Annotated in this window: 11 protein-coding genes; 8 read left to right on the top strand and 3 right to left on the bottom strand. The window is 56.4% G+C overall.

Features of this window, described 5'->3' with window-relative positions; translation table 11 throughout:
- The first annotated feature begins 388 nt into the window (after window positions 1-388).
- Window positions 389-1315, top strand: a complete 927-nt coding sequence (locus FHT77_RS19330) for a glycosyltransferase (RefSeq protein ID WP_246712809.1) — start codon at window positions 389-391, stop codon at window positions 1313-1315.
- Between the two features lie 374 nt (window positions 1316-1689).
- Here FHT77_RS19330 and FHT77_RS19325 read toward each other — a convergent pair whose 3' ends face one another.
- A complete protein-coding gene (locus FHT77_RS19325) occupies window positions 1690-2937 on the bottom strand; it encodes a glycosyltransferase family 4 protein (protein ID WP_183756524.1) in 1248 nt (415 codons plus the stop codon).
- Window positions 2938-3224: 287 nt separating this feature from the next.
- On the opposite strand from FHT77_RS19325, the gene FHT77_RS19320 reads away from it, so the two are divergent.
- Genes FHT77_RS19320 through FHT77_RS19295 form a run of 6 tightly spaced genes read left to right on the top strand, consistent with a single transcriptional unit; the run spans window position 3225 to window position 8720 of the window.
- Entirely contained in the window at window positions 3225-3731 is a 507-nt protein-coding gene (locus FHT77_RS19320; RefSeq protein WP_183756523.1) for an acyltransferase, read from the top strand.
- Window positions 3728-4765: a Gfo/Idh/MocA family protein gene (locus tag FHT77_RS19315; protein ID WP_016557437.1), complete on the top strand. Its 1038-nt coding sequence runs from the start codon at window positions 3728-3730 to the stop codon at window positions 4763-4765. The genes FHT77_RS19320 and FHT77_RS19315 overlap by 4 nt, the downstream gene beginning before the upstream one ends.
- Window positions 4762-5868, top strand: coding sequence for a DegT/DnrJ/EryC1/StrS aminotransferase family protein (locus tag FHT77_RS19310; protein ID WP_183756522.1), 1107 nt, complete (start codon window positions 4762-4764; stop codon window positions 5866-5868). Before FHT77_RS19315 ends, FHT77_RS19310 begins: the two co-directional genes overlap by 4 nt.
- Entirely contained in the window at window positions 5858-6568 is a 711-nt protein-coding gene (locus FHT77_RS19305; protein ID WP_183756521.1) for a DapH/DapD/GlmU-related protein, read from the top strand. The genes FHT77_RS19310 and FHT77_RS19305 overlap by 11 nt, the downstream gene beginning before the upstream one ends.
- A 2-nt stretch (window positions 6569-6570) precedes the next feature.
- Entirely contained in the window at window positions 6571-7545 is a 975-nt protein-coding gene (locus tag FHT77_RS19300; protein WP_183756520.1) for an NAD-dependent epimerase/dehydratase family protein, read from the top strand.
- A complete protein-coding gene (locus tag FHT77_RS19295) occupies window positions 7542-8720 on the top strand; it encodes a DegT/DnrJ/EryC1/StrS family aminotransferase (protein WP_183756519.1) in 1179 nt (392 codons plus the stop codon). The genes FHT77_RS19300 and FHT77_RS19295 overlap by 4 nt, the downstream gene beginning before the upstream one ends.
- Before the next feature lie 646 nt (window positions 8721-9366).
- Here FHT77_RS19295 and FHT77_RS19290 read toward each other — a convergent pair.
- On the bottom strand, window positions 9367-10872 hold the full coding sequence (locus FHT77_RS19290) for an O-antigen translocase (protein ID WP_183756518.1): 1506 nt from the start codon (window positions 10870-10872) through the stop codon (window positions 9367-9369).
- A gap of 57 nt (window positions 10873-10929) precedes the next feature.
- On the bottom strand, window positions 10930-12246 hold the full coding sequence (locus tag FHT77_RS19285; RefSeq protein WP_183756517.1) for a polysaccharide biosynthesis/export family protein: 1317 nt from the start codon (window positions 12244-12246) through the stop codon (window positions 10930-10932).
- 351 nt (window positions 12247-12597) lie between these two features.
- On the opposite strand from FHT77_RS19285, the gene FHT77_RS19280 reads away from it, so the two are divergent.
- Complete coding sequence (locus FHT77_RS19280) at window positions 12598-14046, top strand: Wzz/FepE/Etk N-terminal domain-containing protein (RefSeq protein ID WP_183756516.1); 1449 nt, start codon at window positions 12598-12600, stop codon at window positions 14044-14046.
- Window positions 14047-14118 lie beyond the last annotated feature (72 nt).

Below are 14118 nucleotides of genomic sequence, written 5' to 3'. Positions count from 1 at the left end.
TTCCCCAATGGGCGTTGCACCCGGTCCGCGCGGCAGGTTCGGATAATCCCTTCGGCGACCATCTGCCACCTATGGATAAGGTCCTATTCGGTAGGAAAATGATGCACGCGCGCCCGTCGGATCGCCCCAACGCGGAACGAGCAGCGCAGTCATGTGCCTGTAACCGAGAGCGGTTTAGCGATCCGTCGCGCCGGCTACCCGCACGATCAGATGAGGGTGGACTGGTCGACCGATCATCGAAAGGCGTAGGCAGGTTTCCTCCAAAGTTGGCGGCAGGCAAGGCTTCCTAATCCACAGCCTCCGATGCCAGACTCTCGGTACTGATTTAGAGGCGCGTCGTCGCATAGGCTTGGCCGCCAGCGAGACTGCCATGCTGACGGGAGCCGTCATGGGTTATAATTTCCAACTAAGTGTGGTGATCCCTCATCTTAATGAGCCGGAGAATCTCAGAGCTTGTCTTGCAGCGCTGGATCTCCAGCGAGCGTCTGCCGGCCGAATAGAGATCATTGTCGTCGACAACGGCTCGCACGAAATGCCCTTTAATGCTTGTAGCGGAGTAAGCGACGTCCGCCTGGTGCGTGAACGTATCCCCGGCCCAGGACCGGCCCGCAATCTCGGCGCGTCACTTGCGACCTCCGATCTGATCGCATTTATCGACGCAGATTGCGTCGTGCAGCCGGGTTGGGCAAAGGCGATTGTCTCGTTTATGGAGGCGACGCCTGGCGTGGATATTGTCGGGGGGGATATTGGCATTTTGCGGAAGGATGCATCGTCGCCCACGGGCATAGAAGCGTATGAGGAGTTATTCAGCTATCGCGCACGCCTTTACGTCGAGAAGCATAGTTACACCGCCACCGGAAACATGGCAGTTCGAAGGAGTGTGTTCCACGCGGTCGGTCCTTTCGGGGGCATCATGACGATGGAGGATACCGAGTGGGGGAAAAGGGCGGCAGCAAAGGGCTACCGCATCGCCTTTCTGGAGGAGGCACGGGTTCTCACTCCCTCCTGCACGTCGTTCTCCGAGCTGGCGCGCCGGTGGGACCGTCACGTTGCCCATGCCTTCGGCGATGTGCGCAGCGGCAAGTCCTCGTTGATGCGCTGGCTAGCGTTGACGATTTTGGTCGCGGCTTCACCCCTTGTGGAAGTTCGAAACGTATTGACCTCCGGGCGGATCGCCGGGGTCAGAAGCCGGGTTATCGCTTTCGCCTGGCTGACGCGGGTGCGCCTCTATCGAGCCAGAAAGATGCTGGCTCTAACACTGTCCGGAAAAGCCTCCCCACTTGTTGAGGGGTGGAACAGAGAAGCGGATACATAGGGCGCGAGGGAGGCTGTTTAACGCAGCGAAACGTCAAGCCGCCCTTAGACGCGCAGTTACTTTGTCAGGGCGTTGAGCGCGCCATGTATCGTGCTGATCGGTCTTCTTCCCCGCTCATTCGTATGGGCGGAAAGGAAACTCTCCCGACGAGTTTCCGTGCTCACTTTCCCTGATCATCGGAGCCAGTCAAAGTTCAATCAAATTCGCTCGCTGCCGCGATGTTAGGCGGAGAAACAATTGGTCTGCGATTTAGGTCATGTAGGACGGTATTGAGATTGCGCGCGTGAACAAGGTTTCCATTCCCCATCGACGCATATCCGACCGAAAGAATCGATGACGCAATGTCGGCAACCACCGCCCGTGCCGCGGCAACGTTAGTCTTGCAAAATGGGAGGCCAATTGCCGGTCGTGGCGGCGGCAAGCAGGCCCTTTTCGCGCCTACGATTGCGGCGCTTACGCAGCGGATTGTGATTGGCTACTTCCAATGCGGCGGCCAGATAAGCCGCGCGCACAGCCTCTCGTAGCTTCGGGGAGGCGCGGCGTTCTAAGACGCGTCTGTAGATTTCAAGCTGGAAGGCCACAGCCCGCTCTAAGGAAAATCGCTCATCTACAAAATGTCGACCAAACCGACCAAGATCCGCTCGTCTGCTGGGCTGATCCATGACACATCGAATTTGCGCTGCAAGACGATCCGTTCCACGGGCATTGTCGGCCAAACCGTAGAACCCCTGCCTCATGAACAGTTCGGAAGTCTCGGGACTGAACAACTCCGAGAACGCCTGTTCTCCCTGAACAACGAGCGGGCGTCCGATAGCAAGTGCCCGTAAGGCAGAACTTCCCATCCCGATGACAAGGTCTGCCGCCGCATAGGCTTGTCGCGGATCCAAATCTGCTCCTGTGAGGATAATCACTGTGCGTCCGTGACGGCGATTGACATCGTCCGCCCGCTTTTGCAGAGCATTGCGGGCCGGGCCGTCGCCGACGAGGATCAGCTTAATTGGCTGGGAATCGGCGATTGTGTCCACTGCATCGATACCCCTGACCAATGCGTCCAACTTGAGATCCAACGCTAGTCGTGAAACGCTTACCACAAGGAACTCGTCGTCTTTCACATTGTGCTTGCGTCGAAAGCCGTCACCATTGATCGTCGGGTTGTCACGAACAACGTCGATGGGTGGCTCGAGGACCCACACATCAGCGCGATGTCCTCTACGCGCCTCTTCGCCAAGTTCCGCAGTACCCATGATTAGCGGAACAGACGGGGGCACATATGGCATGACCTGCATGCTTAAGACGGTGCACAAAAGCGGGACATTTAGTGCCAGCGACGCGCCAAAATAGCCGTCGAGACAGGTTGACCATTCGTAGGTATGAATAAGGTCTACGCGTTCTCGACGCGCTATCGTAGCTAGTTCAACAATGCGAGTTGGAGCTGGCCGATATCGCAGGCCGTGAGCCGGTAAAAACCGTAGTCCTTTCTCGCGAATGTAATCCACAAGTGGGCCAGGCACGCCGTAGACCAGTACTTCGTGGCCCCGCTCTGCCACACCAGCTGCCAGGTCAATTGCGTTGATCTGACTGCCCCCAATGGAAAGATCATGCGGATACACGATTAGACGCAAGTTTGACTCCACTTCCGCACTTCAGAAAACACGATATTTAAGAATGGAAACATATTATACTCAGATATATTTCATCTATGCAATTACGTCTTGCACTGTAGTAGTTATAGGAATGATCCGCCGGCTAAGTGCTACGACTTTTTGGTAGCATAATTACCGATTTTTGTTCCATTTACTGACAAGCGACAAAGTTGTTCTCTGAAAAAAGAGAGGGCACGGTTCCGGCGCGATCGCAGTCACCTCCTCCCTCCACGTACTGAGTAGGAAGCAAGGGGAAGCGTCACGACATGATTGCACCAAGCGTTACGTTGGGTGACGGCGTCGTTATTCATCATCCAGATCTCGTCAATTTGTACGGCTGCACGATCGGGCGCGGTTCACGCATCGGAACCTTCGTCGAGATCCAGAAGAATGCAACAATCGCGGAGAACTGCAAAATCTCCAGCCACTCTTTCATTTGCGAAGGCGTGACCATCGAGGACGGAGTCTTCGTTGGTCACGGCGTGATGTTCACCAACGATCTGCATCCACGCGCAGTGAACGTGGATGGCTCTCTTCAGTCCGATGCGGATTGGTCGGTCGTGCCGACGGTTGTGAAGCGTTACGCCTCAATCGGTAGCAACGCGACTATCGTTGCCGGCATAACCATTGGTGAAGGCGCGCAGATTGGCGCTGGCGCCGTCGTTACCAAGGATGTGCCTGCCTACGCAATTGTTGCTGGAGTGCCAGCGAGAATCATCGGTCGCGCAAAAGATGCGCCAGTCGAAGTCATTTCATCCGGGAGAGCAAGATGATTGGGGTTGCCGTCGTCGGTTACGGGTATTGGGGACCGAACCTGGTTCGAAATCTTGCAGAGACACCCGGCGCAAAGCTTATCTGGGTGTGCGATCTCAAGAAGGATCGCCTCGCCGGCGTCCAGCTGCGCTACCCAACGGTCCAGATTACAGACGATTTTGACGAGGTGTTGCGCGATCCCCGCGTGGACGCGGTCGCGATCGCGACGCCGGTATCGGCTCACTACATGCTGGCTATGAAAGCCCTGATGGCAGGCAAGCATGTCTTTGTTGAAAAGCCGATGGCTTCGACTTCCGAGGAAGCTCGGCGGATGGTTGAAGAGGCCGCGCGAAGACGGCTTATTCTCGCAGTGGACCACACGTTTATTCATACGGGTGCAGTTCGCAAGATGCGTGAAATCATCGAGAATGGTCTCGGAGACATTTATTACTATGACTCGGTGCGCGTGAACCTCGGCCTTTTCCAGCATGATGTCAGCGTCATCTGGGATCTCGCCGTCCACGACCTGTCTATCATGGATTACGTCCTGCCTGAAAAACCGGTGGCGGTCTCAGCGACGGGCATGGGACATGTTGCGGGCGAGCCTGAGAACATTGCCTACCTGACGCTCTTCTTCGAGAGCAAGCTAATCGCGCATATCCATGTCAACTGGTTGGCGCCGGTCAAAGTGCGTCGCACGCTGATCGGGGGCAGTAGCAAGATGATCGTCTATGACGACCTTGAGCCGAGCGAGAAGATCAAGGTCTACGACAAGGGCATTACTCTCAACGGTAACCCGCAGACTGACGGTGAAAAGGTCTATGACATGCGCGTCGGATATCGGACCGGCGACATGTATGCGCCCCAACTCGATATGACAGAGGCGCTCGGCCGCGAGCTCAAGCAGTTTGTGGACTGCGTTGTCACCAACAGCCAACCAATCGCGGATGGCCACGCAGGACTTCGGGTTGTCCGCATCCTCGAAGCCGCCACACAGTCGCTCGCTCAACGTGGGCGCGTTATCGAGCTCGAACAGGCGAGGCTAATTGCATGATTCCGCTTCTCGATCTACAGGCCCAGTACGCATCGATCAAGGATGAGGTTGAACCCGCCGTGCTGCGCGTTCTCGCATCGGGTCACTACGTTCTCGGCGTGGAAGTCGCTCGTTTCGAAGAGGAATTCGCGACCTATTGCGATGCCAGTCATGCCATCGCTGTGAACACCGGTACAAGCGCATTGCATCTCGCGCTGCTCGCCGCTGACGTTGGTCCAGGAGACGAAGTCATCACCGTCGCCTTCACATTCGTCGCGACGGCGTCCGCAGTCTGCTATACCGGCGCTCGTCCGGTCTTTGTGGACGTCGATCCAGTCACACTCACCATGGACCCGGCCAAGCTGGAAGCCGCTATTACCTCGCGAACGAAAGCTATCATGCCTGTCCATCTTTATGGACAGATGGCCGACATGGACGCAATCAAGGAGATTGCTGACAGATACGGAATTCCGGTCATTGAGGACGCGTGCCAGGCTCACGGTGCCGAATACAAGGGACGGCGCGCCGGAAGCATCGGTGCCTCGGGCTGCTTCAGTTTTTACCCAGGCAAGAACCTTGGGGCCTGTGGCGAAGGGGGCATCGTCGTCACCAACAACGACGCGCATGCCAGGAAAATCAGAATGCTGAGGGACTGGGGCCAGGAACAGCGATATCATCACACCCTCAAGGGCTTCAATTATCGCATGGATGAAATACAGGGAGCGATACTTCGCATTAAGCTCCGGCATCTCGAGGCATGGACAGAAGCACGCCGCGTGCGCGCCGAGCATTACTCCGCTCTTCTGGCTCAATCGCGGTCGGTGCGGACCCCAGTTGCGGCAATCGACCGTCGTCACGTGTACCACGTTTACGCCGTACGCACCGGTAATCGCGAGCAGCTTCAACAAACACTCCGGTCAGAGGGCATCCATTCGGGCCTTCACTATCCAATCCCGGTGCACCTGCAGAAAGCTCATCTGGACCTTGGGTATCAGCCGGGAGATCTTCCTGTATCGGAAGCTGCAGCCCGCGAAGTCCTTTCGCTGCCAATCTATCCGGAGCTGACATTGAAGCAGGTCGAACGAATTGCTGCCGTCGTGGAGCAGGATGCCTATGTCAGTTGATTCCATCACCGGTGCGCGCCTTGTCCTTGCCGTTCACGGCCGTCAGAAAACGGCATTAGATCCCGACTATGTCGTCCAATTGGCCGAGGAACTGAAGCAGTCCTATGGTAGGGCAGGGCTTGTGGAACTCTACGCGCGCTTTGCGACTGGTGACGGTTTTGTCGACAGTTTCATGCGCAGGGCAATCTGGAAGAGCCTTGCGCGCGAATGCGGCAGCGGTTTGCAAGTCGGAAGTGGTGCCGGTTTCAAGCATCCCGAAACCTTCGAAATTGGCGACGGCGTGTTTGTTGGCGCACAGGCCTACATCCAGGGACGCTTTGACGGCACTTGCCGGATTGGCAACAACGTCTGGATCGGGCCCCAAGCCTACTTCGATGCGCGTGATCTCGTCCTTGAAGATCACGTCGGATGGGGACCCGGCGCGAAGGTACTCGGCTCAAGCCATACGGCGATACCGGTCGACATGCCGATCATTCGGACCGATCTCGAGATAAAGCCGGTCCGTGTCGGCGCATGGGCAGACATTGGCACGAATGCGACCATTCTTCCCGGCGTGACCATCGGCAAGGGTGCGATTGTTGGCGCGGGCGCGGTCGTTGTCGATGATGTCGCTCCCTTTTCTGTGGTGGCCGGCGTTCCCGCGAAATTTCTCCGCTGGCGAGCGGAACAGGATTCGAGCGAAACAAATTCGGAGTGTTGAGTATGAAAGACAAGAGAATATTGATCACCGGCGGCGCGGGTCTTATCGGCTCGCACATTGCAGATCTCGTCGCTCGCGAGGAGCCGCGGGAAATCCTGATCCTGGACAATTTCGTTCGCGGCCGGCGTGAAAATCTCGCTGATGCCATCGCGATGGCTCCTGTAACCATAGTCGAGGGTGACATCCGGGACCGGGCGCTTCTCAAAGAGGTCAGCCAGGGCATCGACGTTGTCTTTCACCAGGCAGCTATCCGAATTACACAGTGCGCGGAGGAGCCCCGACTAGCATTCGATGTCCTTGCAGGCGGGACATTTGATGTGCTCGAAGCGGCGGTGCAGGCAGGAGTTTCGAAAGTGGTCGCGGCCTCATCCGCCTCCGTGCTCGGGTTGGCGGACATCTTCCCCACCACCGAGACACATCACCCCTATAATAACAGGACGATCTACGGGGCTGCGAAGGCTTTCAACGAAGGGCTGCTGCGCAGCTTTACGGACATGTATGGCCTGCGTTACGTCGCGCTTCGCTACTTCAACGTCTACGGTCCGCGCATGGACGTCTACGGCGCCTATACCGAAGTCCTGATCCGTTGGATGGAACGCATTGCTGGCGGTTTGCCGCCGATCATCCTTGGCGATGGTACACAGACAATGGATTTCGTGCATGTGCATGACATCGCACGGGCCAACCTCCTTGCCGCAAAGTCCGACGTAAGCGATGAGGTGTTCAACGTGGCGAGTGGCACCGAGACGAGCCTTCGAGAGCTTGCGGCTCTGCTGACCAAGGTCATGGGCTCGTCCCTGGAGCCGCAGTTCGGGCCGGCGCGCAAGGTCAACGCCGTGCCGCGGCGTCTGGCTTCCACCGAGAAGGCGGAGACGATGCTCGGCTTCCGATCTGAGGTGACCATGGAAGAGGGCCTGCGGGATCTCGTTGAATGGTGGCGCCAGGAGAAAACCCTGACTGCAGGAGAAGCTGCATGAGCCAGATCCCGGTTGCCAAGCCTGTCCTGGACGAGCAGGAGGTTGAAGCTGTCCGCCGTGTCATTTTGTCGGGGTGGGTAACGCAAGGCCCAGAAGTGGCAGCGTTCGAGCAGGAGTTCGCAGACTATGTTGGCGCGCAACACGCATGCGCGGTTTCCAATTGTACGACGGCACTCCATCTTGCCCTAAGGGCTGTCGGCGTTGAGGCCGGTGACGAAGTCATCACCGTCAGCCACACATTCATCGCCACCGCAAATGCAATCCGCTACTGTGGCGCTATGCCTGTCTTTGTCGATATCGAAAAGGACGGCTATAATATCGATCCGGATCTTATCGAGGCTGCCATAACGCCTCGTACAAGAGCCATCATCTGCGTCCACCAGCTTGGAATGCCCTGCGACCTACATCGCATCGTTGCCATTGCATCGAGGCATGGAATCCCTGTGATCGAGGACGCCGCTTGCGCAACAGGCAGTGAGATTCTCTGGAAGGGACGCTGGGAAAAGATTGGGAAGCCGCACGGCGACATTGCCTGTTTTTCCTTCCATCCCCGAAAGGTCGTGACCACGGGCGATGGCGGCATGCTGACGACCGCCAACCCGGAGTACGACCGGAAATTTCGTCTCTGGCGTCAGCATGGGATGAGTGTCACGGACGCGGTACGGCATGGGTCCAGACAGGTTATTTTCGAATCCTACCCTGAGTTGGGGTACAACTACCGGATGACCGATATGCAGGCCGCGGTCGGTCGCGAACAACTCAAACGCCTTCCGGGCATCGTCGCACGACGGCGCGAAATTGCGCGCCAGTATACCGAACAACTTCGCTCAACAGCCAATGTCATGCCGCCAGTTGAACCAGCCTGGGCGCGGAGCAACTGGCAGAGCTTCTGCGTCAGTCTGTCTGGATATCTCGATCAGCGGGATATCATGCAGGAACTGCTTGATCGCGGCGTATCGACCAGGCGCGGGATCATGAATATCCATCTGGAAGAAGCCTATGCCGAGCCTGGGCTGTCTCGCGTTGCCGCGAGCCTGAAAGAGAGCACCGCAGCGCAGGAACATTGCATCATACTTCCCCTGTACGCGCAGATGACGGACATCGAGTTGACGTCTGTCGTCGATGCTATCAAGGCGTCGCTTTATTCGTTCCAGATGGTTGAACGGGCGGGTTGATCCGCCGGCCATCCCTTAGAAGAGAACGGGCAGGCATTGGTCGCAGCTGAGAGCACGCGTCCACGAAACCGGTGCGTAGCGGCTTGTGACGTCCCTTGCGCACTCTGCGCGCCAATTCCTGCAGTGTCATGCGCGGCAGGCGACGAGCGCTAAGACCTTCGTCGAAAGCGAACCACGACATCATCGACCAATATTGCAGGCACCTCGCCGCGAGCTTGGAGACGTGGTGGGATCGGCGCTGCGACAAGCTTCTTGTCGTTGACTTCCACCGGGGATTTACGTCACAGCGACGGTAGACAACCCAGAAATTCCCTCAATCCCTGCCAAGGGACATCTGGGGAAGCAGCGTCGTGGCTCGTTCGCCGAGGGGCTGCGTGGATCGGATTTCGTCGAAGGTTCTTCCCTTGGCCTCTCTTGCCAACTGGTCACCCCATTGCTGTCTAAGTAGCGCACCACTTCACCAACGAAAATTGTGTATACCAGCCTTGGGAACCCTGCCGAGGCATGAAACGCACTTGTCCGTCGCCTGAATGCAGCTTCTGCTCCTCCCAACGTGTTAGCCTCACACGTGGCCGGTTTGTGCCGCATGGCACGGTCAACAGGTACCAATCGCCTGTCGCCGACGGAACAAGAGGAGTGTGGTGCATTAGCCGCCGCGAGGAACGAGGAGGGGACGGATCATTCTCGGAAAGACGTGTTCTGGCAGCAGGCTGGCGAGTGTCCTCAGGGAAAAGAAACCCACAACCGTCGTGATGGCCAGTCCTACGGCCGTCGCTTCCCAGAGCGGCAGAAGCTGAAAAGCCCCGAAAACCGTTGTCGCGATAGGAAGATAGGCAAGTATTAGTCTACGATTGGCGAGTGACCAGCGAAACTCGGTATACCGTCGCGCGACGTAATACACCAGACCGGTGTGCCAGACATAAAGGCAGAAGAATGCGAGGCCGGCGCCCGCAGGTCCCAGTACCGGCACGCACAGCCATGCGATGCCGACGTGGACAACGGTGGCAGCAACTTCCGACCAGAAAAATATCCCTTTGGCACCTTTCGCCAGGATGATGAATCCAATCGGCCAAGCGACAATTCGAAGCATCATTCCGAGGCAGATCCAACGGAGAATGTCGACCGCATCCCGAAATTCGGAGGAATAGAACAATGCCATCACCGCCGGGGCAAGGGTCAGTGTTGCGATGAGACCTGGGCCAGCCAACATGATGCTGATTTCAGTTTGCTCGTTGACGAGGCGGTTACACTCAACGTTATCACTGGAGACCGCCGTCAGCCGGGGGTAGAAGTCCGTTCCCATGGCCTGCAAGATGAAGCCTGCGTAGAGGCCGCCCAGAGACCATGCCGCTTGATACAGGCCGGCTGCGTGCAATCCGTCCTCTGACGCCACGATTAACCGGATCGCGTATGCGCTGCCCATCGTCAGGAAACCGCTTGCCATGAAGACGATGCCCAGCTTGAACAACGCCGCTGTTTCCTGGTACGCCCGACGCGCCGTAAGAGAAATGCTCGGGATATCGATCCGGCGGCTGAACCACCAGGAAGCGACAAAACTTGCGCAGGCCGCTGCCGCCAGCGAAATCGCAATGCCTGGCTTTCCGAGAAAATAGACAAATGGCACTCCGATCACCAGGCTGAACAGACCTCCAAGAACGCTCATCCAGGCGAGACCGGGGATATCACGTGTCCCCTGCATGAGTGCCGTGCGGCCACCGGCTGCTACCTGGAAGAAGATGGCGAGCGAGAGGATCATCACGCCGGCGGTGTGTTGTCGGTCCCCAAAGGTCAATTGTGCCACGAGTCCGGAAAATGGCAGCAGCAACACCGCTCCTAGGAGCCCGAGAAGCAGCGAGACGCGTCTTAAAACGGTTACGACCTCTGCTACTCGGAGAGTGTCTTGCTTATTGATAGCGGCGATCTGGCGAACGCCGCTTGCATTGATCCCCATTCCAGCAACGGTCTGGGACATGTCCACGATCGAGTTGTAGAGTGCCATCACGCCGATGCCTTCAGGCCCAAGGAGCAGCGCCATCGCTTTGTTACGAAGGATCGAGAACACCACATTTATAACGGATGATCCGCCAATGAGGACGGTTGATCTGATGATCTGGATGTAACTTCTGTTACCGTCGCCAACAGGGAGGGTCATAAACATTCGTCCAGATTTGATCGAGTTCGCCAGGATTTCGTTGTTACCGCAGATGGATTATTGACCCGGGGTCGGCGCAGTGACCTCACCTTCGTCTGACGAATTTGACGCTAATGGTTGCAACTCCGCGCGCAAGGTCACCTTTAGCACGTCGCCGGGCGCCATCGTTGACGTCTCAGATGCGTCTATCTCAGCGCTCTTTTCACTCTTGGCAGGTCGGACAATCGTGAACTGAAGCCTCGGTGGTTCGCTTGATTGAATGGCGCTGCTTGACGACAAGGCCTCCGTCAACAATTTCTGCGTGGTCTCTTTCTTCAATCGGAGCTGACTTATCGTTGCCTGCTCCGACTGCAAATCGGACGCGATTTGCGTTTGTCTCTTGTCGTAGAGTCCTTCCAGATCCCGCGTCGTCTGGCTTATGCTTTGGCGCGCACGCATGATTGCAACGGTCAGATCGAGGCGATCGTTCTGATAACCTCTCATGACACGCTCGACGTCTGCTTGACGGGTTGCGACAATGGCACCTTTCTCGATGAGGGCGATCGTGCTTTCAAGTTGTTGTTGTATCGACGCAATATTGAGATCCGTGCTTTTGGTCTTTTCCTCGAGAACTTTTATCTCCTCTGACAGGAGGTCGCGCAGGGCACCAAGAGATTTGGACTGTCTGGAAAGTTCGTTGGCTCTGGCGGAAAAAATCGTTTGCTCCTGCGTGTAGATGGCATCCGGATAGGCCGTTGCGTCAGAGTTCTCCTTTGGAGCTTGAAAAGACTTCTCCCCGGCCAATTCGGCCTTGAGGCGGGCGATCTTCACTGTACTTCGGACGATCGAATTATCGATCTCCTTCAGGTCTCCAACCATTTTTGTAACATCGGTGGAGCTCTGTAAGTTGCTGGCAGCGCGACGCTGGCCCCCGCCCATTGCCAAGGCCTGAAGGACGGTGATCCCGCCGTGGAAATCATACTCGCCAGGCTTCTCGACATCGCCAACGACATAGATGGGTGGGTACTTCAAGACTTCGACGGTGGCGGCGGGTTCATCTACCAGTCCGATCTTTTCCTTTAGCCGCTTTGCTATGAAAGATGCCAGGCTCACCTCGTCCAGCTGGTCAACCGAAATCGGACCGAGGAGTGGAACAGAAATGGTCCCTTCCTCCGACACGGTATACTCGCCACCGACGGTTGCCCATTGCTCGTAACTGCCCTTGGTCGGCATCCACTGCACGAGCGTTAGACGGATTTTCGTATTTGGAAAAAGAGGGCTCGCAACAGCTGAGCAGACCCCGGTCAGAAAAGAAGCGGCCACGGCGAACGTGATGGCCCGCGAGATCCCGCTGAGAAACTTGCTGCTGCGTACCCGACGTTGCTGTTCTTGCATCAGCTAGGTTCCGGATTGTCTACAATACTCAAGATACTCGCCGGACATCAAACGGGTCGATGTAAAGCAACATGATCTGGCGTTATATTAGTTTTCCCAGCATTCAATGTGCAAGTGCGCACGTATAACCAATAATGCTTACAGTTTAACCCCGTTCGGGGAGGAACCAAGACGAAAGGTTGTTCGCAAGGTTTGACGCAATCGACTTGGTTTTCATATGGCATCACCCAAATGGACTAGCGGGCACCAGGCAACGTCTCCACTATAGATGAACTATCGTCGCCCCGAAAACTGAATGAAGATGTCGGTCAAACTACGCCGCTCTGGTTCTCAAGTTCGGATGAATTCGCAATGGGTGACATTGATGTTGGTTTCTATCTTTCCATTCTGCGACGGAGGCTGCCCTATATCCTCGTATGCGTGACTGCGACCACGCTGATCGCTCTGTCAATCGCTACCCTCATGCCACGCAGCTACATGTCGGCTGCGAAGATCCTTGTCGAGGCACCGCAGATTCCAGTGGCTCTGGTCCAATCGACCGTTCCCATAAGTTCACTTGGCCAATTGCAGATCATCAAGCAGCAACTGACAACACGTGACAATCTCGTAAAACTGGCGGCCAAACTGAATATCTATGCCGGTGAAAAGGAACAGCCTCCGGTCGATTCTCTTGTTAAGAATCTTCGCTCGAGGATCATTTTTGAGCAAGGCGAGGTCAGCAGCGCCGATGGAGCATCTGTCTTCACGATCGGCTTCGAGGCCGGCAGCGCGACCCTGGCGGCAAATGTCGCAAATGAACTCGCAACGTCCATCCTGACCAGCAATCAGAAGCAAAGAAACGACAGTGCCGGCAACACGCTGCAGTTTTTCGATGAGGAAGTGAAGAGGCTCGACGGTGAACTCAATCACATCGAGGCGGATCTCCTGAAATTCAAGAATGACAACAGGGACACGCTGCCTGAAAGCCTCACATTTCGCCGTACCGAGCAGAGTGGATTGCAGGAGCGGTTGATATCTCTTGATAGGGAGCAATCGGACTTGCGCACCAGGCGCAGTCTTCTGGTCGAAACCTACATGGTGACCGGGAAGTACCCGACCGGGGAACCGCTGACTGCCGAACAACAGATGTTGCTCGATCTTAACAAGGCGCTCTCCGATCAGCTGACGGTATTTGCAGAGACAAGCCCCAACATCATTTCATTGAGAGCTCGTATCGCCGCCTTGCGAGCGAAGGTCGTTCCAGAGAAGCAAGGGAACGGGGATTCAAAGGCTCAATCTGGGTTGGACCTTCAGCTGTCCGACGTCGACAGGCGCATAGACGCCATCGATAAGGAAAAAGTGCAAATTACAGCAAGGATAGCGGCCCTCAATCAATCCATCGTTGCTACGCCGGCAACTGATATCCGATTGAATGCCCTGGAACGCACACTCGCGAACACGCAAACCCTGTACAACACGGCGATCGCCAAGCGGGCGGAGGCATCGCTCGGCAAGCAGATCGAGACACGGTCGGATGGTGGACGCTTCTCGCTTCTAGAGGAAGCCACGGCACCGCTGGAACCGATGCGATCGAAGCGTCGCTTTATCGTATTTGCTGGTTTTGCTGCGGGGCTCGCATTGAGTTTTGCAATCATTGCGCTGCTTGAATTTTTGAACAAGACGATCCGCCGGCCAAGTGAACTCGTCCAGATGCTTGAGGCACAGCCGTTAGCGGTGATCCCATTCATCCCCACACCTTACGAAAATCGAACGCCGCCCTTGAAACGAAAGCTCAACAGCGTCACGCGAATGTTCCGCTGACAGAGAATGAGGCACGGATGACGTGCGTTAATGTCAAATTAAAAACCGAGTAACGTCATGGTTCGACGTAGG

The sequence above is a fragment of the Rhizobium sp. BK181 genome (assembly GCF_014193305.1).
Taxonomy (GTDB): domain Bacteria; phylum Pseudomonadota; class Alphaproteobacteria; order Rhizobiales; family Rhizobiaceae; genus Rhizobium.
Note: the sequence above shows the minus strand (reverse complement) of the source record. Positions and strands in the feature narration are given on the sequence as shown.